20 protein-coding genes and 1 pseudogene are annotated in these 22,425 nt (G+C 74.0%); 12 read left to right on the forward strand and 9 right to left on the reverse strand.

The genetic code is table 11. The features are described from left to right. Window positions 1-60: 60 nt before the first annotated feature. The 3 genes from O2W53_RS20370 to sigE all read right to left on the reverse strand — a co-directional run bounded on the left by O2W53_RS20370 (window position 61) and on the right by sigE (window position 2,848). Window positions 61-1,383: a S1C family serine protease gene (locus tag O2W53_RS20370; protein WP_269164889.1), complete on the reverse strand. Its 1,323-nt coding sequence runs from the start codon at window positions 1,381-1,383 to the stop codon at window positions 61-63. Window positions 1,384-1,670: 287 nt separating this feature from the next. Further along, the gene (locus tag O2W53_RS20375; protein WP_269164890.1) at window positions 1,671-2,246 is read right to left on the reverse strand and encodes an anti-sigma factor family protein; all 576 of its coding nucleotides are present in this window, start codon (window positions 2,244-2,246) and stop codon (window positions 1,671-1,673) included. Further along, the gene (gene sigE, locus O2W53_RS20380) at window positions 2,243-2,848 is read right to left on the reverse strand and encodes an RNA polymerase sigma factor SigE (protein WP_269164891.1); all 606 of its coding nucleotides are present in this window, start codon (window positions 2,846-2,848) and stop codon (window positions 2,243-2,245) included. Before sigE ends, O2W53_RS20375 begins: the two co-directional genes overlap by 4 nt. A 233-nt stretch (window positions 2,849-3,081) precedes the next feature. On the opposite strand from sigE, the gene O2W53_RS20385 reads away from it, so the two are divergent. Both O2W53_RS20385 and O2W53_RS20390 read left to right on the forward strand, forming a co-directional pair. Then, window positions 3,082-3,759, forward strand: a complete 678-nt coding sequence (locus O2W53_RS20385) for an O-methyltransferase (protein WP_269164892.1) — start codon at window positions 3,082-3,084, stop codon at window positions 3,757-3,759. Window positions 3,760-3,799: 40 nt separating this feature from the next. Continuing rightward, complete coding sequence (locus O2W53_RS20390; protein ID WP_269164893.1) at window positions 3,800-4,330, forward strand: hypothetical protein; 531 nt, start codon at window positions 3,800-3,802, stop codon at window positions 4,328-4,330. A gap of 53 nt (window positions 4,331-4,383) precedes the next feature. Here O2W53_RS20390 and O2W53_RS20395 read toward each other — a convergent pair whose 3' ends face one another. Together O2W53_RS20395 and glgC are read right to left on the reverse strand one after the other, a co-directional pair. After that, on the reverse strand, window positions 4,384-4,887 hold the full coding sequence (locus tag O2W53_RS20395) for a 2'-5' RNA ligase family protein (protein WP_269164894.1): 504 nt from the start codon (window positions 4,885-4,887) through the stop codon (window positions 4,384-4,386). Window positions 4,888-4,893: 6 nt separating this feature from the next. Next, the gene (gene glgC / locus O2W53_RS20400; RefSeq protein ID WP_269164895.1) at window positions 4,894-6,114 is read right to left on the reverse strand and encodes a glucose-1-phosphate adenylyltransferase; all 1,221 of its coding nucleotides are present in this window, start codon (window positions 6,112-6,114) and stop codon (window positions 4,894-4,896) included. Window positions 6,115-6,185: 71 nt separating this feature from the next. Between glgC and glgA the strand changes: the two genes are divergently transcribed. After that, window positions 6,186-7,358, forward strand: coding sequence for a glycogen synthase (glgA, locus tag O2W53_RS20405; RefSeq protein ID WP_269164896.1), 1,173 nt, complete (start codon window positions 6,186-6,188; stop codon window positions 7,356-7,358). Between the two features lie 10 nt (window positions 7,359-7,368). Here glgA and O2W53_RS20410 read toward each other — a convergent pair whose 3' ends face one another. The 3 genes from O2W53_RS20410 to O2W53_RS20420 form a co-directional block, all read right to left on the reverse strand. Beyond that, window positions 7,369-8,337, reverse strand: coding sequence for a GGDEF domain-containing protein (locus O2W53_RS20410; RefSeq protein ID WP_269164897.1), 969 nt, complete (start codon window positions 8,335-8,337; stop codon window positions 7,369-7,371). A 113-nt stretch (window positions 8,338-8,450) separates the two neighbouring features. Next, window positions 8,451-9,638, reverse strand: a complete 1,188-nt coding sequence (locus O2W53_RS20415) for a zinc-dependent alcohol dehydrogenase (protein WP_269164898.1) — start codon at window positions 9,636-9,638, stop codon at window positions 8,451-8,453. Between the two features lie 114 nt (window positions 9,639-9,752). After that, window positions 9,753-10,658 (reverse strand): LysR family transcriptional regulator, encoded by a 906-nt coding sequence (locus tag O2W53_RS20420; RefSeq protein WP_269164899.1) that lies wholly within the window; start codon window positions 10,656-10,658, stop codon window positions 9,753-9,755. A 71-nt stretch (window positions 10,659-10,729) separates the two neighbouring features. On the opposite strand from O2W53_RS20420, the pseudogene O2W53_RS20425 reads away from it, so the two are divergent. Continuing rightward, window positions 10,730-11,578: pseudogene (locus O2W53_RS20425) on the forward strand (EamA family transporter); the annotation flags it as partial. A gap of 41 nt (window positions 11,579-11,619) precedes the next feature. Here O2W53_RS20425 and O2W53_RS20430 read toward each other — a convergent pair. After that, window positions 11,620-12,039: a DUF350 domain-containing protein gene (locus tag O2W53_RS20430; protein WP_269160570.1), complete on the reverse strand. Its 420-nt coding sequence runs from the start codon at window positions 12,037-12,039 to the stop codon at window positions 11,620-11,622. 100 nt (window positions 12,040-12,139) lie between these two features. Between O2W53_RS20430 and O2W53_RS20435 the strand changes: the two genes are divergently transcribed. The 8 genes from O2W53_RS20435 to O2W53_RS20470 all read left to right on the forward strand — a co-directional run bounded on the left by O2W53_RS20435 (window position 12,140) and on the right by O2W53_RS20470 (window position 22,396). Beyond that, the gene (locus O2W53_RS20435) at window positions 12,140-13,252 is read left to right on the forward strand and encodes a spore photoproduct lyase family protein (RefSeq protein WP_269164900.1); all 1,113 of its coding nucleotides are present in this window, start codon (window positions 12,140-12,142) and stop codon (window positions 13,250-13,252) included. A gap of 103 nt (window positions 13,253-13,355) precedes the next feature. Beyond that, a complete protein-coding gene (locus tag O2W53_RS20440) occupies window positions 13,356-15,008 on the forward strand; it encodes a SpoIIE family protein phosphatase (RefSeq protein WP_269164901.1) in 1,653 nt (550 codons plus the stop codon). Then, entirely contained in the window at window positions 15,002-16,006 is a 1,005-nt protein-coding gene (locus O2W53_RS20445; protein ID WP_269164902.1) for an MsnO8 family LLM class oxidoreductase, read from the forward strand. The genes O2W53_RS20440 and O2W53_RS20445 overlap by 7 nt, the downstream gene beginning before the upstream one ends. 106 nt (window positions 16,007-16,112) lie before the next feature. After that, the gene (locus tag O2W53_RS20450; RefSeq protein WP_036337515.1) at window positions 16,113-17,027 is read left to right on the forward strand and encodes an ABC transporter ATP-binding protein; all 915 of its coding nucleotides are present in this window, start codon (window positions 16,113-16,115) and stop codon (window positions 17,025-17,027) included. Further along, window positions 17,024-18,043, forward strand: a complete 1,020-nt coding sequence (locus O2W53_RS20455; protein WP_269164903.1) for an ABC transporter permease subunit — start codon at window positions 17,024-17,026, stop codon at window positions 18,041-18,043. The genes O2W53_RS20450 and O2W53_RS20455 overlap by 4 nt, the downstream gene beginning before the upstream one ends. Before the next feature lie 55 nt (window positions 18,044-18,098). Further along, window positions 18,099-19,640, forward strand: a complete 1,542-nt coding sequence (locus O2W53_RS20460) for a DUF2252 domain-containing protein (protein ID WP_269164904.1) — start codon at window positions 18,099-18,101, stop codon at window positions 19,638-19,640. 81 nt (window positions 19,641-19,721) lie between these two features. Beyond that, the gene (locus O2W53_RS20465; RefSeq protein ID WP_269164905.1) at window positions 19,722-21,233 is read left to right on the forward strand and encodes an HNH endonuclease signature motif containing protein; all 1,512 of its coding nucleotides are present in this window, start codon (window positions 19,722-19,724) and stop codon (window positions 21,231-21,233) included. A 296-nt stretch (window positions 21,234-21,529) separates the two neighbouring features. Beyond that, window positions 21,530-22,396 (forward strand): polysaccharide deacetylase family protein, encoded by an 867-nt coding sequence (locus tag O2W53_RS20470; RefSeq protein WP_269164906.1) that lies wholly within the window; start codon window positions 21,530-21,532, stop codon window positions 22,394-22,396. The last annotated feature ends 29 nt before the right edge of the window (window positions 22,397-22,425 follow it).

A 22,425-nucleotide genomic window follows, 5' to 3' on the forward strand; every position in this document is an offset into this window, starting at 1 on the left:
CCGTGTCCAGCGTAGGTGGACCGGCTTGCTGCCGGACGACCCGCAGCCCAACAGCAGGTGTCAGGCGACGCCGAGGGTGACGTCGACCTCGCGGGAACTGCCACCGCGCACCAGCTCGAGGGTCACCGTGTCACCCGGCTCGCGGGCGTCGACCAAGACGGCCAGCTCCTCCGAGCTGACGACCGGCTCACCGTCGACCGCGATGACCACGTCCTGCTCCTGCACCCCGGCCTCGGCGGCACCACTGCCGGGCTCGACGTTGAGCACCAGCGCCCCGTCGCGGGTGCCGTCGGTGACCGTGCGGGCGTTCACCCCGAGCGAGGCGTGCACCGCCGTCCCGGTGGTGATCAGCTCCTCGGAGATGTCGCGCACGGTGTCGATCGGGATCGCGAAGCCGAGGCCGATCGAGCCGCCGGTGGTGCCGGCGCCCGCCACCGAGGCGATCGCGGTGTTGATCCCGATGACCGCGCCGGTGGCGTCGACCAGTGCGCCACCGGAGTTGCCTGGGTTGATCGGTGCGTCGGTCTGCACGGCGCTGATCACGGCGTTGGTGTCGCTGCCCTCGCCGGTCAGCCGCACCGGGCGGTCCAGCGCGCTGACGATGCCGCTGGTGACCGTGCCGGCCAGGCCCAGCGGCGAACCGATCGCCACCACGGGGTCACCGACGACGAGGTCGCCGACGCTGCCGAGGGACGCCGCGACCAGCCCGGGCTTCTCCACCTTGAGGACGGCGAGGTCGCTGGCCGGGTCGCGGCCGACGATGCGGGCGGTCGAGCCGCTGCCGTCGCTGAAGACCGCCCGGATCTCCGCGCCCTCGACGTCGGCGGCACCGGAGATCACGTGGTTGTTGGTGACGATGTAGCCGCCCTCGGCGTCCACCACGACCCCGGACCCGGTGGCGCCTGCGCTGGCCAGCCGGACCTCGATGGAGACCACGGCGGGCATGATCCGGCCGGCGATGTCGGCGATCGACCCGGGCTCCCGGCTGGTCCCCGGGGACACCTCGGAGAGCTGGGTGCCCTCGGCCAGCAACGGCGCCTCGTCGGCCGTCCGGCCCAGGTACCAGGCGGTCGTACCGCCGACCATGCCGACCAGGAGCAGGCTCAGCAGGCCCAGCACGGTCAGCCGGACGGAGAGGTCGCGCAGCCGGACCTTGCCGCCGCGAGGCTGCGGCTCCGGCAGCACCGGGCCGGGCTGCGGTGGCTCCTGCGGGTACTGCGCGGGTGCACCCAGCGCAGCGGGGGCGTGCGGGTCGCGCCACGGGTCCGCGGTCGCGTCGGCCTTCCAGAACGGGGCCACGGCGGTGCGCCGCCGCACCGGGCGACCGCCCGGGGGCTCACCCAGACCGGTGGCGCCGTCCCGGGGGGCGAACGCCCGCAGCACTGCCTCCGGGGGCGGTGGGGGCACTGGCCGGGGCGCCGGCACCGGGCGGTCACCGCCGAACGACCCGTCGACCGCGGCGGGCCGACCGAAGGCCGCCTGCTGCTCCGGCTGGGGAGCCGGGGCCGGCGGGGTGCTGGGCTGCAGCCGGGCGTCGGTGGGCGCGAAGGCGCCCGTCGTCCCCGCGGGCCGGGCGTACGCGGTCGGCTGCTCGTCGGGCCGGCCGACGGCGTGGTCGGCGTCGGCGCGACGGGAGCCGGCGTCGGACGGCTCGGTGCCGGGCGTCCCGCTCAGGGCGTCCCGCCGGCGGGCAGGCCGGTGGTGGAACCGACGGTGAACGTGCGCACCACGGGCGGGACGATGTCGGTGCGCTCGGTCGGCGCGTAGCGGACGGCGTCGGCCACCGGCTCCCGGTCGGGCATGTCGGCGGTGGGCAGGTTGACGGCGAGCACGGCGACGCCCAGACCGAGACCGGCCAGCGCCCCGGTCATCCCCCGCCGCAGCCAGCGGGCACCGCCGTCGGACCGGGGCGGGGCCTCGGCGGGCGCGAGCGGGATCGCCCAGGAGCCACCCGCGCCGCTGGCCGCGAGCCCGTCGGAACCGGCGCTCAACGAGCCGAGCCCGGCGCCGGGGCCGGCGGCCGTGAACGGGATGGCCTGCAGCCGGGAGATGAGGTCACCGGGGACCGCGACGTCGACCCCGTACCGCAGCGCGTCCTTCGCCTCGCGCTGGGCGGCGACCGCCATCCGGCACTGTGCGCAGCCGGTCAGGTGCCGGGCCGCCCGGTTCGCCGCGCCACCGGAGAGCTCCCCGTCGACGAGGGCGGCGATCGCCTCCTGGGCGAGGTGGCTCTCCGGGATGCTCACGACACCTCCACGGCGGGGACGGGGCGGCCGGGGGCGAGGTGGGCCAGCGCCTCCCGCAGCTGCACGCGACCGCGGTGGATGCGGCTGCGGACGGTGCCGAGCTTGATGCCGAGGGTCGCCGAGATCTCCTCGTAGGTGAGGCCCTCGATGTCGCACAGCACGACGGCGACCCGGAACTCCGGGGAGAGCGCGTCGAGGGCGGCCTGGATCTGCGGGTCGAGGTGGGTGTCGGCGTAGACCTGCTCCGGGGACGGCGCGGAGCCGGGCAGCCGCTCGGTGTCCTCCGGGAGGGCGTCGAAGCGGATCCGCTGCCGGCGACGCACCATGTCCAGGAACAGGTTCGTGGTGATCCGGTGCAGCCAGCCCTCGAACGTGCCCGGGGAGAAGTCGGCGAGCGAGCGGAACACCCGGACGAAGGTCTCCTGGGTGAGGTCCTCGGCGTCCTGCTGGTTGCCGGAGAGGCGGTAGGCCAACCGGTAGACGCGCGCCGAGTGGTCGCGGACGACCTGCTCCCAGGTGGGCGCCACCCAGCCCTCGGCCGCGGAGGCCGCGGGTTCGGGGCCGGCGGGGGCCGCCGACCCGGTCGCGGTGGGCTCGGTCACGGCCCCAGGATCGCAGACGGCCGAGGACGACACCTCCCCAGCGGGGGTGGACCGCTCGACGGAGCGCTGGCTGGTGGTACGCGAGAGACGCACGTCCGGTCCAACGGCCGGGCGCGCAGTCGGTGTTCCCGTACAGCGCAGACACACAGCCAGTTGCCAGGCAGTCGACCGGACGTCGTCCCGTCCCCCACCCGGGCGGGCGGGGACCCCGCCCTCGCCACTACCCTCGCCCGGTGACCAGCGTTGCCGGACCGCCCCCGACCGGCGGCTCCCCGACGGGCGCGGCGGCCTATGCCGATGGCTTCGCCGCCGAGACCCCCGCCCAGGTGGCCGCCCGCCAGCGGGCCATGACCTCCGCCGAGGCGTTCGGGACCCAGGTCCCGGTCGAGCCGGCGGTGGGCGCGACCCTCTCCGTCCTGGCCGCCGCCTGCGACGCCCGCTCGGTGGTGTCCATCGGCAGCGGTGGCGGCGTCGCCGGGCTCTGGCTGTTGCAGGGGATGCGCCCCGACGGCGTCCTCACCGCCCTGGACGCCGACCCGGCCGAGCTGCGCGCGGCCCGGCAGGCCTTCACCGAGGCCGGCGTCCCCAGCGGCCGGACCCGGCTGATCTTCGGCACGCCCGGCGAGGTGCTGCCGCGGCTGTCCCCCGGCGCCTACGACCTGGTCAGCTGCGCCGGCCCGCCGCTGGAGTACGCCAGCAACCTGGCCGGGCTGCTCGGGCTCATCCGGCACAGCGGGTCGCTCATCTGCCACGGCCTGCTCGCCGAGGACAAGATCGCCGACCACGCGGCCCGGGACGCGCAGACCGTCGCGTGGCGGGAGATCGCCCGGACCCTGCGCGAGGACGAGACGCTGACCTGCGCCGTGCTCCCCATCGGCACCGGCCTGCTGGTCGCCACCAAGCGCACCTGACAGCCGCGCACCGGCCTCAGGGACCCAGCAGGATGCCGGTATGGCCTCCCTGATCGTGGTGACCGGTCCACCCGGCGCGGGGAAGTCGACCGTCGCTCAGCTCGTCGCGGCCGCCTTCGAGACCGCTGTCCTCGTGCCGGGGGACGACTTCTTCGGCTTCTGGACCCGCGGGTACGTCGAACCGTGGCTGCCGGAGGCACGCGAGCAGAACGAGCTGGTCGTGAGGGCGGCCGCGGCGGCCTGTGGGACCTTCGCGCGGGGAGGCTGCACCGCCGTCTACGACGGGTTCCTGGACCCCGGGTTCCTGCCGGCGTTCCACGCGGCGACCGGCCTGCCGGGGCTGCACTACGCCGCGCTGCTACCACCCCTGGCAGAGTGCCTCGACCGGGTGTCCGGCCGCATCGGCCACGGCTTCACCGACCCGACGGCAACGGCGCACATGCACGCCGACTTCGCCGCGGCGCCCCTGAACCCACGGCACGTCATCTCCACTGCCGACGACGACCCGGCCGCCGTCGCCCGATCACTGCTCCGGCGCCACCGGGAAGGCGAGCTCAGGTACCCGACGTGACGGAGATCGCCGCTGTCGCCCACCAGCACAGGCCCCTGCAGGAGGACCAGCCGTCACCGGGCGAACGGGAACTCCGCCTCCGCCGCCCACGGCCCGCCGAGGTAGCGCCAGAGGCCGAGCCCGCGGGCGGTGACCGTCTCCGGCACGAACAACGCGGTCAGCTCGGCGTGCAGCGCGCGGGCCACCTCCGGGGCGACCTTGTTCTGCACCGTCACGTGCGGGCGGGACCACTGCCGGTCCTGCCGGGTCAGCCACGGGTCGAACGCGTCGGCCAGGTCCTTGCGCAGCGCAGTGAGATCCGACGACGCCAGGTCCAGGGCGACGCCGCGACCGAGGAACCGCACGCCTGAGACTGCGACGTCGAACGGTGACCGGGTGGCTGTCCCCCGCAGGCCGTCCCGCACCTCACCGACGTGGTCGCCGGGCAGCGCGTGGAACAGCGTCACGTGTGCGTCGAGGTGGTTGCGCTCCGGCGGGAAGTGCGCCGCCCGCAGCCGGTCGAACCGCTGCTGGGCGTCGTCGTCCAGCAGCAGCGTCACGATCAGCGGTGACGGCACCGTCGGCTACAGGATGGCGCGGGAGCCCTTGCCCAGGACGGTGATGCCGCTCGCGCTCACGTGGTACCGCTCCCGGTCCCGCTCGGGGTCGACACCGATCTGCGCACCGGGCGGGACGACGACGTTCTTGTCCAGGATGGCGCGGCGCACGACGGCGCCCTCACCGATGTGGACGCCGTCCATCAGCACGCTGGCCTCGACCCGCGAACCGCGCTCCAGGCGCACGTTCGGTGCGACCACCGAGCCGTGCACGGAGCCGCCGTCGATGATCACCCCGGCGCTGACCATCGACTCCTCGGCCCGGCCGCCGAGCACGAACTTGGCCGGCGGCAGCATCGGCGGCAGGGTGTAGATGGGCCAGCGGTCGTTGTAGAGGTTGAAGATCGGGCTGACCGAGACCAGGTCCATGTGCGAGTCGTAGTAGGCGTCCAGCGTCCCCACGTCCCGCCAGTAGCCGTGGTCGCGCTCGGTCTCCCCGGGCACGACGTTGCTGCTGAAGTCGTAGACGTAGGCGTCACCGGCGTCGGCCATCATCGGCATGATCGACCCGCCCATGTCGTGCACCGAGTTCTCGTCGGCGGCGTCGACCCGCAGCGCCTCGAGCAGCGCGTCGGTGGTGAAGACGTAGTTGCCCATCGAGGCGAAGGTCTCGTCCGGGCTGCCCGGCATCCCCGGCGGGTCGGCCGGCTTCTCCAGGAACTGGCGCACCTTGCCGTTCTCGTCGGCGTCGATGACGCCGAAGGCGGTCGCCTCCTTGCGGGGCACCCGCAGGCCCGCGACGGTCACGCCGGCGCCGGTGGCCAGGTGCTGGTCGATCATCTGCGACGGGTCCATCCGGTACACGTGGTCGGCGCCGAAGACGACGACGATCTCGGGCCGGTCGTCGTAGATCAGGTTCAGGCTCTGGTAGATCGCGTCGGCGCTGCCGGTGTACCAGCGCGGGCCGAGCCGCTGCTGCGCCGGCACCGGGGTGATGTAGCTGCCCAGCAGCGTCGACATCCGCCAGACGGTGGTGATGTGCCGGTCCAGCGAGTGGCTCTTGTACTGGGTGAGCACCGCGATCCGCCGGATGTCGGCGTTGACCAGGCTGGACAGCACGAAGTCGATGAGCCGGTAGTTGCCCCCGAAGGGGACCGCGGGCTTCGCCCGGTCCTGGGTCAGCGGGGCGAGGCGCTTGCCCTCACCACCTGCCAGCACGATGCCGAGAACTCGAGGGCCGCCACGCATGGACGGACCGTAACGGGTGCACGCGGCGTTCGCCCCATCTGCCGTCCGCTCCAACCACCTAGGGTGAGTCCGTGCGCGTCGGAGTGATCACCCGGGAATGGCCGCCGGACGTCTACGGAGGGGCCGGGGTGCACGTCGAGCACCTCGTCGCCGCCCTGCGTGGACTCGAGCAGGGGCCGGAGTTGGACGTCCACTGTTTCGGCGGGCCCCGCGCCGACGCGACCGGCCACGGGGTGCCGTCCGGGCTGCAGGCCGCCAACGGCGCACTGCAGGCCGTCGGGGTCGACGTGGAGATCGCCGCCGCGCTGGCCGACGCCGAGCTGGTGCACTCGCACACCTGGTACGCCAACCACGCCGGCCACCTGGCCTCGCTGGTGCACGGCTCCGCACACGTGGTGACCGCGCACTCCCTGGAGCCCCGCCGGCCGTGGAAGGCCGACCAGCTGGGCGGGGGCTACCGGCTCTCCTCCTGGGTGGAGCGCACCGCCTACGCCTCCGCCGACGCGGTGATCGCGGTCAGCCGGGGCATGCGCGCCGACGTCCTCGACGTCTACCCCGACCTGGACCCGGCGAAGGTCGTCGTGGTCGGCAACGGGGTCGACGCCCAGGCCTACCGGCCGATCGAGGCGCCGGACGTCGTCCGCTCGGTGGGGGTCGACCCCGACCGGCCGTACGCGCTGTTCGTCGGCCGGATCACCCGGCAGAAGGGGCTGATGCACCTGCTGGCCGCGGCCGAACAGCTGCCCCCCGAGGCCGGCCTGGTGCTCTGCGCCGGCGCGCCCGACACCCCGGCCGAGCGGGCGCAGGTGGCCGACGCCGTGGCCGAGCTGCAGACCCGCCGCAGCGGGGTGGTGTGGATCGAGCAGATGCTGCCCCGCGAGCAGCTGGTGCCGCTGATCACCGGGGCGACGGTCTTCGTCGTCCCGTCGGTGTACGAGCCGCTGGGCATCGTGAACCTGGAGGCCGCGGCCTGCGGCACCGCGGTCGTGGCCAGCGCCGTGGGCGGCATCCCGGAGGTGGTCGACGACGGCCGCACCGGCCTGCTGGTGCCCTACGACGCCGAGGACCCGACCGCCTTCGCCGCCGGGCTGGCGGCGCGGATGGCCGAGCTGCTCGCCGACCCCGGCCGCGCGGCCGCGATGGGCGCAGCCGGCCGGGAGCGGGTGCTGGCGGAGTTCGGCTGGCCGGCGATCGCCCAGCAGACCGCCGAGGTCTACGAGTCGGTGCTCGCCGCCCGCCGCTGACCCGAGTCGCTCAGCGGTCCTCGGCGAGGACGCTGCGCGCACGACCGGCCGCCTTCGCCCGGTACAGGGCGCTGTCGGCGCGGCGCATGAACTGGGAGGTCAGCTCGCCCGGCTCGTGCTCGGCGACGCCGATCGACAGCGGTACGCCCGCGCAGGCGAGCCGCAACTGCTCGACCACCGCCAGCGCGGCCGGGCCGGCGTGGGCGGGCAGCAGCAGCGCGAACTCGTCCCCGCCGTGCCGGGCGAGCACGGACCCGCGGGGCACCCGGGGCAGCCACTCGTCGGCCACCGTCCGGAGCAGGTCGTCGCCGGCGGCGTGCCCGTGCTGGTCGTTGATGGACTTGAAGTGGTCGATGTCGACCAGTGCCACGGACAGGTCGGCGCCGCTGCGCACGGCGACGCGCACCGTCTCCTCGAGCGCGTCGTCGAAGCCGCGCCGGTTGGCCAGGCCGGTGAGCCCGTCCAGGCTGGCGGCGGAGGCGCGCCGGGCCAGCGTGGCGACCACCAGCCCGATCGCCGCCATGACGACGGCGAGCGCGACGACCGGCCCGGCCGACACCCCGCGCATCGGCAGGACGACGGTGCAGGCGGCGAGCGCGAGGACCAGATGTGCCGCGGCCGCCGGCAGCGCGAAGAGGAAGAACGCCGCCACCGCGACGAAGGAGTAGGTGCTGGCCAGGGCCATGGCCGACGCCGGATCGGGCGCGGCGTACACGACGACGCTGATCAGCGTGGTGCCCAGGAACACCAGCAGGTGGAACACCGACCGAGGCAGGTGGTGGCCCCAGCGGGCCACCGCGGCGCCGGCCAGCATGGCGACCGGGCCGATCGCCACCAGCGCAGGCGAGACCGGCCGCGCCCCGCCGCCGAACGCGACGACCGCGAGGACGGCGAGCCCCCCGGCCAGGTACAGCGCCCCGATGACCGGTCCGATGACGCGGGCGGTCGCCACCTCAGGCGCGCTGCGCGTCCACTCCATGCCACCTCATCGGTCCGGGGAGAGCGGGCACCGAGCGTTCGTCGGCCGGGACGACTCGCACGGGTGACCCGACGGCCGGTGGCCGGCCCCGCGGGACCGACCACCGGGCGGGTTCACAGCTCAGGCTTGAGCTGGACCTTCACGTAGCCGTCGGCCTTCTCCTGGAACGCCTTGTAGGCCTCCGGTGCCTGGGACATCGGCAGCCGGTGGGTGGCGAAGGTGTCCACGCCGAGCGGGTCGGCGTCGGTGAGCAGCGGCATGATGTCCGGGACCCAGCGCTTGATGTTCGCCTGGCCCATCCGCAGCTGGATCTGCTTGTCGAACAGCGTGATCATCGGCATCGGGTCGGCCGCACCGCCGTAGACACCGGAGATCGAGATGGTCCCGCCGCGCCGGACGATGTCGATCGCCGAGTACAGGGCGTTGAGCCGGTCGACGCCGGCCTCCTTCATCACCGGGGCGGCGACGGCCCGCGGCAGCAACCCGGCCGCCTTCTGCACGAACCCGGTCGCCGGCGAACCGTGGGCCTCCATGCCGACCGCGTCGAGCACGGAGTCCGGCCCACGCCCGTCGGTCATGTCCCGGATCGCGTCGCCCAGGTCGTCGGAGTGCTCGCGCAGGTCCAGGACCTCGATGCCGCGGGCGGCGACCCGGGCCAGCCGCTCGGGCACCAGGTCCACGCCGATCACCCGGTAGCCCTTGTGCTGGCCGATCCGGCAGGCGAAGTCACCGATCGGGCCCAGCCCCAGGACCACGAGCGTGCCGCCGTCGGGCACCCCGGCGTACTCCACGCCCTGCCAGGCGGTGGGCAGGATGTCCGAGAGGTAGGCGAACCGGTCGTCGGCCGGCCCCTCGGGCAGCTTGATGTGGGTGAACTGCGCCTGCGGCACCCGCAGGTACTCCGCCTGCCCGCCCGGCACCTCGCCGTAGAGCTTGGAGAAGCCGAAGAGCGCCGCGCCCATCCCCTGGTCGCGCACCTGGGTGGTCTCGCACTGCGTGTACAGGTGCTGCTGGCACATCCAGCAGTGCCCGCAGGAGATCTGGAACGGGATGGACACCCGGTCGCCCACCTTCAGGTCGCCGGTCTCCGCGCCGACCTCGACGACCTGGCCCATCGCCTCGTGGCCGAGCACGTCCCCCACGCCCATGAACGGTGCCAACGGGTCGTACAGGTGCAGGTCCGAGCCGCAGATGTTGGTCGTCGTCACCCGGATCACCGCATCGGTGGGAGCCTGGACGAAGGGGTCGTCCACGGTGTCCACCCGGACGTCCTGCTTGCCGTGCCAGGTCACTGCCTTCATGGGGCTCCGTTCGTCGGGACGCACGATGCGTCGTCCAGACCCCGGTGCCCTCGCCTGACCAGGCCAAACGGCGCTGCCGTCCGGCGGGAGTCGCTCAGACGGCGGCCGTGCCGATCAGCCGGCCCGGCCGTCGATCTCGGCAGCCAGCCCCGTCAGTGCGTCGACCACCCGCGCCACCACCCGCCGCTCCGCCCGGTCCGGGCGCAGCAGCGCCTCCACCCGACGCCCGGCCGGCACCCCGGTCAGCCGCAGCAACCGCACCCCGGGGAAGGCGGGCGTGGTGTGCCGGGGCAGCAGCGAGATGCCGTGCCCGGCCGCGACCATCGCCGTGGCGACCGTGAAGTCGTTGATCCGGTGGGCGATGCGCGGCGCGGCCCCGGACCGCGCCGCCACCGCGGCCAGCACGGGTGCGACGGGGAAGCCCTCCCGCACGGTGATCCAGGCCTCGTCGGCCAGCTCCTCGGGGTTGATCTCCGCCCGGCCGGCGAGCGGGTGCCCCGGGCTCACCGCGACGTCCAGCGGTTCCCGGAACAGCGGCACCACGCGCACGCCGGGAGGCCAGTCCGCGGCGCCGTCCGGCCGGTGGGCGACCACCACGTCGAAGCGATCGGTGAGGTCGGGGAAGTCGGCGAGCGCGACGTCCTCGTCGGCGCACTCGAGTGTCACGCCGTCCCACTCGGCCACCGCGCCGAGCAGCCGCGGGAAGACCAGCTGCGCCGCGCTCTGGAAGGCCGACACGCGCACCGTGCCGACGGGTGAGTCCCGATGGCCCTGACAGACCGCGCGGGCCCGCTCGACGGCGACGGCGACGTCGACGGCGGCATCGGCCAGCGCCGCACCCGCCGGCGTGAGCCGCAGCCCGCGCCCCACCCGCTCGGTGAGCGGCACGCCCATCTCCGCGGCGAGCCCGGCCAGCTGCTGCGAGACCGCCGAGGGCGTCAGGTGCAGCACGGCGGCCGCCGCGGTCACCCCGCCCTGACTGCGGACGGCACGGAGCGTCTCCAGGGTGCGCAGGTCCATGAAGCGAGTCTGCAAGGACAGTCAAGATCTCTTCACTGGAGTTGGACGACGCCGGGCGGCAAGCTCACCCCGTGCCCCCTCGTGACCGTCTGCTCGCCTGCCTCGTCGCCGTGCTCTGGGGGCTGAACTTCACCGCCATCCACCTGTCGCTGCAGCAGTTCCCGCCCTTCGCCCTGGTGGCGCTGCGGTTCGCCCTGCTCGCCGTCCCGACGCTGTTGTTCGTGCCGCGCCCCGACGTCCCGCTGCGCTGGCTGATCGGCTACGGCACCGGGTTCGGTGTCCTGCAGTTCTTCTTCCTCTACCTGGCGATGGACAACGGCATGCCGACCGGGCTGGCCTCGCTGGTGCTGCAGTCCTCGGCACCGTTCACCGTGCTGCTGGCCGGGCTGCTGCTGCACGAGCGGCTCACCGCCCGCCAGCTCACCGGCATCGGCGTCGCGGTCGCCGGACTGGGCGGCATCGCCCTCTACCGGGCCGACCTCGGGGGCACCGCCCTGGCGCTGCCGGTGCTGCTCACCCTCTGCGGCGGGCTGGGCTGGGCGCTGGGCAACCTCTGCGCCCGGCAGGCACGGGCGTCCGAGCCGCTCAAGCTCACCCTCTGGATGAGCGTGGTGCCCCCGCTGCCGATGCTCGGGGTCTCCCTGGTCGCCGAGGGCCCCGAGGCGATCGCCCGCTCGTTCACCACGCTGGGCAGCCAGCAGGGGCTGCTGGCGCTGGCGGGGCTGCTCTACACCGTCGTGGTGGCCACGCTGCTCGGGTCCGGGCTCTGGACGGCGCTGATGGCCCGGCACCCGTCCAGCACCGTCGCCCCCTTCTCGATGCTGGTGCCGGTGGTCGGCATCGGCACCTCGTGGCTGGTGCTGGGCGACAGCACGTCAGTGGTGGAGCTCGGCTGCGGCGCCCTCGTCGTCACCGGGGTGCTGCTGGCGACGACGACCCGACGGACCCGTCCGGGGGTCCGTCAGGGCCAGATGGAGGCGACGATGATCGCCGAGACGGCCAGCGTCGCGCCGGCGGACACCAGGCTGGCGGGGTGGAAGGCCACCTCGGTGAGGTGCTGGCCCAGCCGCCCGGGGGTGAGCAGGTCCAGCAGCAGGAACGCCAGCGCCTGGAGCAGCACGCCGAGCAGCCCGAACACCACGGTGTAGAGCAGCGCCCGCCCGAACCCGCTGGTCGCGTTGGTCCAGATGGTGGTGAACGCGATCGCGCCCTGGCCGAGGAACCCGGCCGCCAGCGCGATGCCGGCGTTGACCGAGCGCTCCTCGTAGATGTGCCTGGCCAGGTGGCCGGGGGTGAGCAGGTCGAGAGCGAGGGCGCCCACCACGAGCAGCATGATGCCGACGCCGGTGTAGGCGACGGCGTAACCGATGCTGGCCAGCACAGAAGACCTCCGAGATGGGGGGACGGCGGAGCGCTGAGCCTAGGGCCATCACCACATCGCCCCGTGGAACAGCCGCCGATCCGGCGACGCTGCACCGGTCGTGACGGACGCACTGACCCTGTTCGACGACGTCCTCCCGCCCGAGGAGCCGGTGCGGAGCCGACTGCTGCAGGTGCGCACCGTCTACGCCGAGCCCGCGGCCGCCGCCTCCCCGCGCGGGCGGCAGGTGCTGGCCCGGTTCCCCGGTGCCGAGGTGGTGGAGGTGCCCTCGCACTGGCAGATCCCCGAGCTGCACGGCAACGAGGGCAACGTCGAGCGCTGGGTGCGGGTGAAGACCGAGACGCTGGTGCTGGGGGTGAAGAAGGCGGTGTCCGTGCGGCCCAACGGCCGGTCCGCGGACTTCATCGCGCCCTCCACCGCCAACGGCTGCGCGATGGCCTGCGCCTACTGCTACGTGCCGCGGCGCAAGGGGTACGCCAACCCGATCACCGTCTTCACCAACATCGACCAGATCACCGGGGCCGTGCGCCGGCACGTCGGGCGGCAGGGTGCGAAGCCCGAGCCGAACGAGTGCGACCCCTTCGACTGGGTGTACGACCTCGGGGAGAACAGCGACTGCTCGGTCGACGCGCTGGTCAGCGACAACATCGCCGACCTCGTCGCCACCTTCCGCACGCTGCCCACCGCCAAGGCCTCCTTCGCCACGAAGTTCGTCAACCGGCAGCTGCTCGAGCTCGACCCGCAGGGCCGCACCCGGGTCCGCTTCTCGCTGATGCCCGACGCCGACGCGCACCTCCTCGACGTCCGCACCAGCCGCATCGCCGAGCGGATCGCCGCGATCGACGACTTCGTCGAGGCCGGCTACGAGGTGCACCTCAACTTCTCCCCCGTGGTGCTGCGCGAGGGCTGGGAGGCGGACTGGACGACGTTGCTCCAGCAGCTCGACGACCAGCTGTCCGACGCCACCAAGGCCCAGGCGGCTGTCGAGATCATCATGCTGACCCACAACGAGCAGCTGCACGAGGTCAACCTCGGCTGGCACCCGCAGGCCGAGGACCTGCTCTGGCGCCCGGAGCTCCAGCAGCCCAAGGTCAGCCAGAACGGCATGCACAACGTCCGCTACCGCAACGACGTGAAGCGGGCCGGGGTCGACCGGCTGCAGCAGCTCATCCGGCAGCACGCGCCGTGGCTGCACGTCCGGTACGCCTTCTGAGCCGCCCGCACCAGGCGAGGCGCTGGCGGCGCGGCGTCCCGCTGTGTGCGACCCTCAACGGTCTGTGGTCGGGGCGCCCAGACCTCGTTCCCAGGGAGATCACATGGCGTTCGACCCGCGTGCGGCACCGGCGTTGCTCGAGGCACTCCCGGACACCGTCGTGGTCGCCGACCGGGACGGGAGCATTGCCTACGTCAACCCAGCCGTGCACACGCTGCTGGGCCACCGGCCAGAGGAGCTGATCGGCCGGTCCCTGACGGTGCTCATGCCCGAACGCCTGCGCCGCGGGCACGGCACCGGGTTCGCCCGGTACGCGGCCACCGGCCGTGGTGAGCTGGTCGGGGCGACCACGCAGCTGCCGGCGCTGCACGCCGCCGGGCACGAGGTGCCGGTCGACCTGACGATCTCCCGGCTGGCGGCCGAGGGCGCAGCAGACGACGGCGCCCTGGTGGTCGCCGTCCTGCGGGATGCCAGCACGACGATCCTCCTCGAACGTCAGTTCCAGGTGAGCCGGTACCTGGCTGCGATCCAGCGGGTCACCGCAGCGCTGACCGAGGCACCCGACGCCGACGCCGCCTTCCAGCAGCTGCTGCCGACGCTCTGCACCGAGCTGGACTGGGACGCCGCCACCATCTGGCGTCCTCACGAGGTCACCGGCCGCCTCACCTGTGCCGACATCTGGGCAGCACCGGGTGGTGAGGTGCCCAACCTGCGTGCCCGCGCGCGCGGGCTCTCGCTCGGCCGCGGCGAGGGACTGCCCGGGGTCACCTGGCAGGAGCGCGGGCCGGTGGTCTTCGAGGACCTGTGGTCCGAGCCGCGCTTCCTGCGCCGGGACAGCGCACGCGCCGATGGCGTCCGTACCGGCGTGGCCTTCCCGGTCCTGTACGGGGACACCCTGCTCGGCGTGTGCGAGCTGTTCTCCCGGCAAGCGCGTCCGGTGCCGGACGACCTGCTCGACGTGCTGGCGACCGCCGGGCGGCAGATCGGCCAGTTCCTCAGCCGGCTGCGCGCCGAGTCACAGATCCGCTCCCTGGCCGAGACACTGCAGCGCAGCCTGCTGCCGCCTTCGCTGCCCGCCATCCCCGGCATCGAGATCGCGGCCCGCTACCGCGCCGGTGGCCGAGGACTGCTCGTCGGCGGGGACACCTACGACGTGTTGCCACTGCCGTGCGGCAGCTGGATGGTCCTGATGGCCGACGTCTGCGGCAAGGGAGCCGAGGCCGCCGCGACCGCCGCGCTCGCCCGGCACACCGCACGGGCCGCCGCCACAGCCGACTCCGGTCCAGCCGATGTGCTGCGCGCGGTCAACGCCGCGTTGATCCGAGAGGCCGGCCCCGGCCCGCTCCGCTTCGTCACCGCCTGCTGCCTGGTGCTCCGCCCGCACCGCTCAGGCGCCTCCGCACGGCTCACCGTCGCCGGACACCCCCGTCCGGTGTTGCGCTCCCCCACCGGCGAGTGCGCAGAGGTGGGTGAGGTCGGACGTCCGCTGGGCCTGGCCGTCGACTCCGAGTACGACGAGGTCGCCGTCGAACTGCCGACCGGGAGCACCCTGGTGCTCTACACCGACGGCGTGACGGAGGCCCGGGACGACGCCGGGGTGCAGTTCGAGGAGTCCGGTCTGGTCCGTCTGCTGGAGACCGGCCCACGGCGCTCGGCCGAGGAGACGGTCGAGGCCGTGCAGGCCGCCGTCGACCGGCACCGGCAGGACTCCCGGCACGAGCGGGACGACCTGGCCGTCCTCGCACTGCGGTGCTGAGCCCGGGTCTCTCGCTGCTGGACCGCTCCCGCACCCGGGTCGGCGAGTCCGATGCGGCGGCGCTCATCGGCACCGTGGAGCGGGCGGTGCGCGCTGAGCAGCTTGGCTACGACCGGTTCTGGGTGGCCGAGCACCACGGGGTGCCCGGCGTCGCCGGCGCGGCACCCGCGGTGCTGCTGGCCGTGATCGCGGGCCGGACGACGACCATCCGGCTGGGCTCCGCGGGCGTGATGCTGCCGCACCACCAGCCGCTGGTCGTCGCCGAGCAGTTCGCCACCCTGAGCGCCTTCGCCCCCGGCCGGGTCGACCTGGGCCTGGGCCGCTCCCCCGGCTTCACCGCCCCCGTCCGGCAGGCGCTGCGCTCCACCGTCGAGCCGGACTCCGCCGACGACCTGACCGAGCTGCGGGCCTTCCTCGCCGGCTCGGCACCGATCACCGCGCACCCTCGCCCGGCCGCCGCCGTGCCGATGTACGTGCTGGCCACCGGCTCGGGACTGACCGTGGCGGCCGAGCTGGGGCTGCCGGTGATCGTCGGCGGCCCGCTGCTGGGCGTGGCCGGGGACCCCGAGCCCGGGCTGGCCGCGCTGGCGGGGTATCGGCGCAGCTACCGGCCGAGCGAGTCGGCACCGGAGCCGCGGGTGGCGATCAGCCTCGACGTGCTGGTCGCCGACACCGCCGGCGAGGCCGCCGACCTGCTGCTGCCCGAGGCCTGGGCCATGGCCCAGGCCCGCACCACCGGCGTCTTCCCGCCCCTGGAACCGGTGGCGGGGATCCGGGCCCGCACACCCACCCCGCGCCAGCAGTCCTACGTCGAGCAGACCGTGGCCGCTGCGATCGCCGGCACCCCCGCCCAGGTGGCGAGCCGGCTGGGCGAGCTGCTCGACCGGACCGGCGCCGCCGAGCTGGTCGCCTCCAGCAGCACGCACGACCGGACGGCGCTCGCCGACTCCGACGCCGCACTGGCAGCGCTCCTCGGCGCACCGCGCACCGCGCACTGACCCCCGGCGGCCGGACCCGTTCCGGACACGCACGCCAGGTGGTGTCGCCCGGGCGCGCGCTGTGCCACGGTGCTCCCGCCCAGCCCCGTCCCGACAGGAGGCCCTCGTGCCGGCCGTGGAGATGCACGCGGTGTCCAAGAGCTACGCCCGACGCGGCCGCCCGCCGCAGCAGGCCCTGGACTCCCTGGAGCTGGTGGTCGAGTCCGGCGGCGTGCACGGGTTCCTCGGCCCGAACGGCTCGGGCAAGACGACGACCATCCGGGTGCTGCTGGGCCTGATCCGGCCCGATGCCGGCGACGTGCGACTGCTGGGCCGGCCGGTGCCCGATGGGCTCCCGCAGGTGATCGGCAGCGTGGGCGCGCTGGTCGAGACCCCGCTGTTCTTCCCCGGCTTCTCCGGCCGCCGCAACCTGCGGCTGCTCGCCGAGACCGCCGGGGTGCCGCGCAGCCGGGTCGAGGAGGTGCTCGAGACCGTCGAGCTGCGCGACCGGGCCGACGACCGGTTCAAGGGCTACTCGCTGGGGATGAAGCAGCGGCTGGGCATCGCCGCCGCGCTGCTGAAGTCCCCGCAGCTGCTGATCCTGGACGAGCCCAGCAACGGGCTGGACCCGGCCGGCATCCGGGACGTGCGCGAGCTCATCCGCCGGCTGGGCCGCGACGGGTCGACGACGGTGCTGCTCAGCTCGCACCTGCTGGCCGAGATCGAGCAGGTCGCCGACCAGGTCTCGATCATGGCGCGGGGCCGGTGCATCGCCTCCGGCCCGGTGCACGAGGTGCTCGCCGGCCGGTCCTCCGGGGACGTGCGGGTACGCGTTCCCGACCGGGCGGCCGCGACCGCCGTGCTCACCGCCGCCGGCTTCACCGTCACCCCGACCGAGGACGCGCTGCTGGTCTCCGCCGTCCCGGCGCCGGGTGAGGTCACCCGGGTGCTCGCCGAGCACGGCCACTACCTGGAGGAGCTGACCCCGGTGGCGGCGGACCTGGAGAGCGCGTTCCTGGCACTGACGGCGGAGCCGGCATGACCGCCGTCCGCACCGAGGCGCCCCCGACCACACCCGCCGGCCGGTTCAGCGGGCTGCTCAGGGCCGAGGCGCACCGCTTCGCAGCCCGCCGGTTCATCCAGGTGCTGCTGCTCCTCGCGGCGCTCGGCTGGGCCACCTTCACCGCCATCGGCCTCACCCAGTACGCCTCCCCCACGCCCGAGCGGCTCGCCGCGGCACAGCAGCAGCTGCAGGTGGAGGTGGAACGGGCGAACGAGTTCCGGGCGGAGTGCCTGGCCTCGGACGACGTCCCGGCGGACGTCTCCCCCGAGGAGTGGTGTGGCGCGCCGGTCACCGCCGCGGACCTCGACCTCGACTGGTACCTGGACCCGGCGCCGTTCTCCTTCGCCGCGGACGGCGTCGCCGGGGCGGTGGCGTTCAGCGCAGCGGGTGCGGTGCTGGCCTTCCTGATCGGCGCCACGTTCGTCGGCGCCGAGTGGTCCTCCCGGTCGATAATCGCGCTGTTGTTCTGGGAGACCCGGCGGCCCCGGGTGCTCGGCGCCAAGATCGTCGTCGTCGCCGTGGCCTCCGCCGTCCTCGGCGTGGTCGCGCAGGGCGCGTGGCTGGCGATGGCCGGCCTCTGGCAGTCGTTCGCCGGCGACGGGGTCGCCCTGCCCGACGGGTTCTGGTCGGAGCTGCTGGCCACCGGGGGCCGTGGGGTGCTGCTCACCACGCTGACCGGGCTGCTCGGGTTCGGGCTGACCAACCTGGTGCGCAACACCGGCGCGGCGCTCGGGGTGGGGTTCGTCTACTTCGCGGTGCTGGAGACGGCGGTACGGGCCGTACGCCCGGACTGGCAGCCCTGGCTGCTCACCAACAACGCCTCGGCGCTGGTGGTGCCCGACGGCCTGACCCTGTTCCTCGGCTCCGACCCGTTCACCGGGGAGTCCACCGAGTACCTGCTGGGCAACCTGCAGGCCGGCGTCTTCATGGCCGTGGTGACCGCCGTCGTCCTGACCATGGGCACCGTGCTGTTCACCCGCCGCGACCTGCACTGACCCGTCAGCCGGCCGGGGTTTCAGCACCCGGGCGGGTCGGGGTAGGCGGAGGGGCATGGACACAGACCTCGAGTCCGCCACCCGCACCGAACTGCTGCGCCGCGCGCGTGAGCAGGACGTACCCGGACGCTCGTCGATGACCAAGGACCAACTGGTCGACGCGCTGACGTCCGGCGACTCCGGCGACAGCGCCCCGTCCGAGGGCGCCTCGTCCGACGGCGTCCGTGGCGACGGCTCGCGGCCGGTGCACTCGCGGGTCGAGGCGTTCCGCCTGCTGGCCGAGGCCCGGGCCCGGGGCGAGATGGTGCTCATCCCCCGGATGCTCAGTGGCAACGACCGCCGGGTGCACGTACGGGAGACCGTGCGTGAGGACCACGAGACCCGCATCGCCACCGGTGACCTGGAGGCGCGGGCGAAGTTCGACAAGCTCGCCGGCTCGGTCTTCCACTTCTTCCGCGGCACGAACCTGCTCTTCTACCGCGACCTGGTCGGCGAGGACGCCCGGCTGCCCACGGTGCTCGCCCTCGGCGACGTCCACCCCGGCAACTTCGGCGTCATGCCCAGCTCCGACAACGTGCCGATCTTCGGGGTCAACGACTTCGACGACGCCTACTACGCGCCCTTCACCTGGGACCTCAAGCGCGGCACCGTGGGGTTCATGCTCGGCGCGGCCGAGAAGACCGGCCAGAGCCAGAAGAAGCAGCGGGCCATCGCCCGCCGGTTCGTACGCGGCTACGTGGCCGGGATCGCCGCCTATGCCGCCGACGGCCAGGAGCAGACCGAGCAGCTCCGGATGGACAACGCCCCGCCGCTGATCGCGGAGCTGATCGGCAGCACGCTGGAGACCAGCCGCGCCGAGTGGCTGGAGGACCTCCTGGAGGAGACCCGGCGCGGCTTCCGCACCGACGAGGAGCTGGTGCCGGTCAGCAGCCGCCGGGAGGAGTTCCAGGAGATCGTCGACCGCTACGTCGCCGAGAACGAGGTGGAGGTGCCCGAGCGGGCCGGCCGGATGCGGGTGAAGGACGTCGCCGAGCGGCGCGGCGCCGGCACCGCCTCGCTGGGCCTGACCCGGTACTACGTGCTCATCGCCGGCGTGCGCGACGACGGCACGGACGACCTGCTCCTGGAGTTCAAGCGCGCCCGCCGCTCGGCCCTGTCCGGCCTGGTGCCGCCGTCGGGGTACGAGGTGGACGGTCAGGGCGACCGGATCCGGCACGCCCAGCGGGTGCACCTGGTCAGCGGCGACGTCTTCTACGGGAGCGTCGACATCGACGGCCAGAGCTTCATGGTGCGCGAGCGGGCACCCTTCCGCGACGACCTCAGCCTCGGCTCGCTGTCGACCAGCGAGTGGAAGGAGTACGCCGAGATCTGCGGGCGGGTCCTGGCGCACACGCACGCGATGTCGGACGAGACCGGCAACGTCGACTACGACGTCGAGCCGGCGATCTTGGAGGCGATCGGCGGGCGGGACCTGTTCGTCGACGACATCCTCCGCTTCGCCGAGGAGGCCGCCGAGCGGATCCGCCGGGACCACGAGTACTTCGTCGCCGACCACGAGCTGGGCGCCTTCCGCAGCGTGGACGTCGTCTACCGCTGACCTCGGCGGTCGGCGGGACGGCGCTCCCGTCCCGCCGACCGGCGTCCGGAACTGTCAGACCCCGTACGTATGTTCGAGTGCATGACGACGACGGCGATGCCACCGGGGTTCTGGGGTGTGGCGGTCGACGTCTTCTTCACCGGCACTGCGCACGGCGCGCGGGAGGCTGCTTCTTCCGATGAGCAGCTGGCTGCCCGGCTGCGGTCGGTGCAGCGCCAGCGGGCGATGGACGCCGCGGAGGAGGCCGAGCTGATCCTGGCCCTGGCCGGCCATCGTCCTGCCGCTCTCGACCCGGACGGCCCCGGTGCCCGCCGGCCCGGCTGGGCCAGCGAGACCGGTGGCGCGGAGATCAGCGAGTTCTTCCTCGCCGAGCTGTCCACCGTCCTCAACCTCGGTCGTGGGACGGCGGCGGTGCGGCTGCGGCGAGCACTGACCTGGTCGGAGAAGCTGCCGGCCACCTTCGCCGCCCTCGGCACAGGCCAGCTGGACGAGCGGCGGGCGCAGGTGCTCGCCGACGTGCTGGAACACACCCCGGCGGTGATCGCCGGGCAGGTCGAGGGCGCACTGCTGGGTGAGGCGACCGAGCTGTCGGTGGCGCGGCTGGAGAAGCGGGCCACCGAGGAACTGCTCTGCCTCGACGCCGCCGCAGCCGACGAGCGCCGTGAAGCCGCCGCGAAGAACGCCGACGTGCGGGTGTTCCCCTCCCCCACCGACGGCCGGTCGATGCTGTCCGCGGACCTGCCCACCGACGAGGCCGTGGAGTGCCACGACCTGGTCGACCAGTTGGCCCGGATGCTCAAGGCCGACGGTGATCAGCGCCCGATCGGCGCCCTGCGGGCGCACGTGCTGTCCACACTGATCCGCCGCCCGGCCGATTCCGGGCTGCCCGCCGTGGCCGCCAACGTCACCATCACCGCCGACCTGGCCGCCCTGACCGGGGCGAGCAGCACCCCGGGTGAGGTGAACGGGCTGCCGATCACCGCCACCCACCTGCGCGAACTGCTCGCCCGGGTCGGCGCCCTCGGCCTCACCACCCCCGACGGCGGCAGCCTCACCTACGCCCTCACCGGCCCCGACGGGGAACTGCTGGCCACGATCACCTCCGCCGAACTGGCCCGCCTCGCCCGCCGCGGCTGCCCGCACCACCCGGACGCCCCGACCTGCGAGTGCCCGGTGCTCGGCCCGCCACCGGCCACCACCGCCTACACCCCCACCGCACGGCAACGGTCGTTCGTGACCACCCGCGACCGGCGCTGCCGGTTCCCCAACTGCGGCCAACGCGTCGGCTGGACCGACCTGGACCACGTCACCGCCCACGCCTGCGGCGGCCCCACCGACTGCACCAACCTCTGCTGCCTGTGCCGCTCCCACCACCGGCTCAAGACCTTCGCCCCCGGCTGGCAGTACCGCCTCGACAGCAACGGCACCCTGCACGTCACCACCCCCTCCGGCGTCACCCGCATCACCCGACCACCCGGCCAACGACCACCCAACTCCCGACCACCCGACTCCCGACGACCGGACACCCCGACCCGACAGTCCGGACCACCACCGGGAGCACCACCACCGGTCGACGACCCACCGCCCTTCTGACCCCACGTCGGCAGACATCACCCCGGCCCGCCCGTCCTCGTGTCGACGAGCACCCCTGTCGATGAGCCCTCCCGTCGGCATGCGCTCGTGTCGACAAGCACTGGTGTCGACAAGCGCTCGTGTCGACAAGCACTGGTGTCAACAAGCGCTCGGCGGGCCAGGCGCCCGCCCCGACTGGCCCCCGCCTCGACACGTCCGTTCGTCGGCACGCCGCCACGGCGCCTTGCGGCTGCTCACCCGGGCGGCGCCACGCCGGGGGTTTGCCTCGGCACCCCCCGGTGGGCGACGGTGGTGCCGTGCGCAGACGAGACTTCCTGGCCGCCGGCGGCGCACTCTTCCTCGCCGGCTGCAGCCGATCCGGCAGTTCCTCGGCGGCTGCGCCCACGACGTCGGCAGCAGAGTCTGCAGCCGCGTCGACCAGTGCGGCCGCCACGCCCACCGAGGAACCTGCGCCCACCCCGGGGACGCCGGCGGAGATCCTCGCCCGGTCGACGGTGCCGGTGCTCTGCTTCCACCAGATCCGCGAGTTCCGCCCCGACGACAGCGCCTACGCCCGCACGATCATCACACCCCCGGCCGTGCTCACCGCCCAGCTGCAGGCGCTGCGCGACGGCGGCCACACCCCGGTCACCGCCCCGGCGCTCGTCGACCACCTGCAGTTCGGCACCCCCCTCCCCGACCGGCCCGTGCTGCTGACCTTCGACGACGGGTCGGTCACCCACGCCACGGCGGCCCTGCCGGCGCTCCGTGAGTTCGGCTTCCCGGCGGCCTTCTTCCCGATGACCGTGGTGCTGGACAAGCCGGACTGGCTCAGCAGCGACCAGCTGCGGGAGCTCGACGCGGCCGGCATGACGATCGGCGCGCACAGCTGGGACCACCAGCGGGTGGACCAGCTGACCGGCGGCCAGTGGACCGAGCAGCTCGACGACCCGAGGGCCACCCTGGCCGGCATCCTCGGGCACCCGGTCGACCTGCTCGCCTACCCGCACGGGATGTGGGACCAGGAGGCGCTGCCGCACGTCGCCGCAGCCGGGTACCGGGCCGCGTTCCAGCTCTCCGATCCCACGGACCCGGCGCAGCCGCTGCTCACCATCCGCCGGATCATGCCGCCGCCCACCTGGGACGGCGCCACCCTGCTGGCCCACCTGGAGTCCGACTTCTGACCGTCGGCGCTCGCACCCGGGCGGCTACC

The organism is Modestobacter sp. VKM Ac-2978, assembly GCF_026968025.1.
In the GTDB taxonomy this organism is placed as follows: domain Bacteria; phylum Actinomycetota; class Actinomycetes; order Mycobacteriales; family Geodermatophilaceae; genus Modestobacter.

Bases quoted from the DNA above. Each gene is read 5' to 3' on its own strand.
- O2W53_RS20460 (WP_269164904.1), top strand. From the start codon at position 18,099: ATGGACACAGACCTCGAGTCCGCCACCCGCACCGAACTGCTGCGCCGC.
- O2W53_RS20390 (WP_269164893.1), top strand. From the start codon at position 3,800: ATGGCCTCCCTGATCGTGGTGACCGGTCCACCCGGCGCGGGGAAGTCG.
- O2W53_RS20440 (WP_269164901.1), top strand. From the start codon at position 13,356: ATGGCGTTCGACCCGCGTGCGGCACCGGCGTTGCTCGAGGCACTCCCG.
- glgC (WP_269164895.1), bottom strand. From the start codon at position 6,114: ATGCGTGGCGGCCCTCGAGTTCTCGGCATCGTGCTGGCAGGTGGTGAG.
- O2W53_RS20415 (WP_269164898.1), bottom strand. From the start codon at position 9,638: ATGAAGGCAGTGACCTGGCACGGCAAGCAGGACGTCCGGGTGGACACC.
- O2W53_RS20420 (WP_269164899.1), bottom strand. From the start codon at position 10,658: ATGGACCTGCGCACCCTGGAGACGCTCCGTGCCGTCCGCAGTCAGGGC.
- O2W53_RS20410 (WP_269164897.1), bottom strand. From the start codon at position 8,337: ATGGAGTGGACGCGCAGCGCGCCTGAGGTGGCGACCGCCCGCGTCATC.
- O2W53_RS20455 (WP_269164903.1), top strand. From the start codon at position 17,024: ATGACCGCCGTCCGCACCGAGGCGCCCCCGACCACACCCGCCGGCCGG.
- O2W53_RS20465 (WP_269164905.1), top strand. From the start codon at position 19,722: ATGACGACGACGGCGATGCCACCGGGGTTCTGGGGTGTGGCGGTCGAC.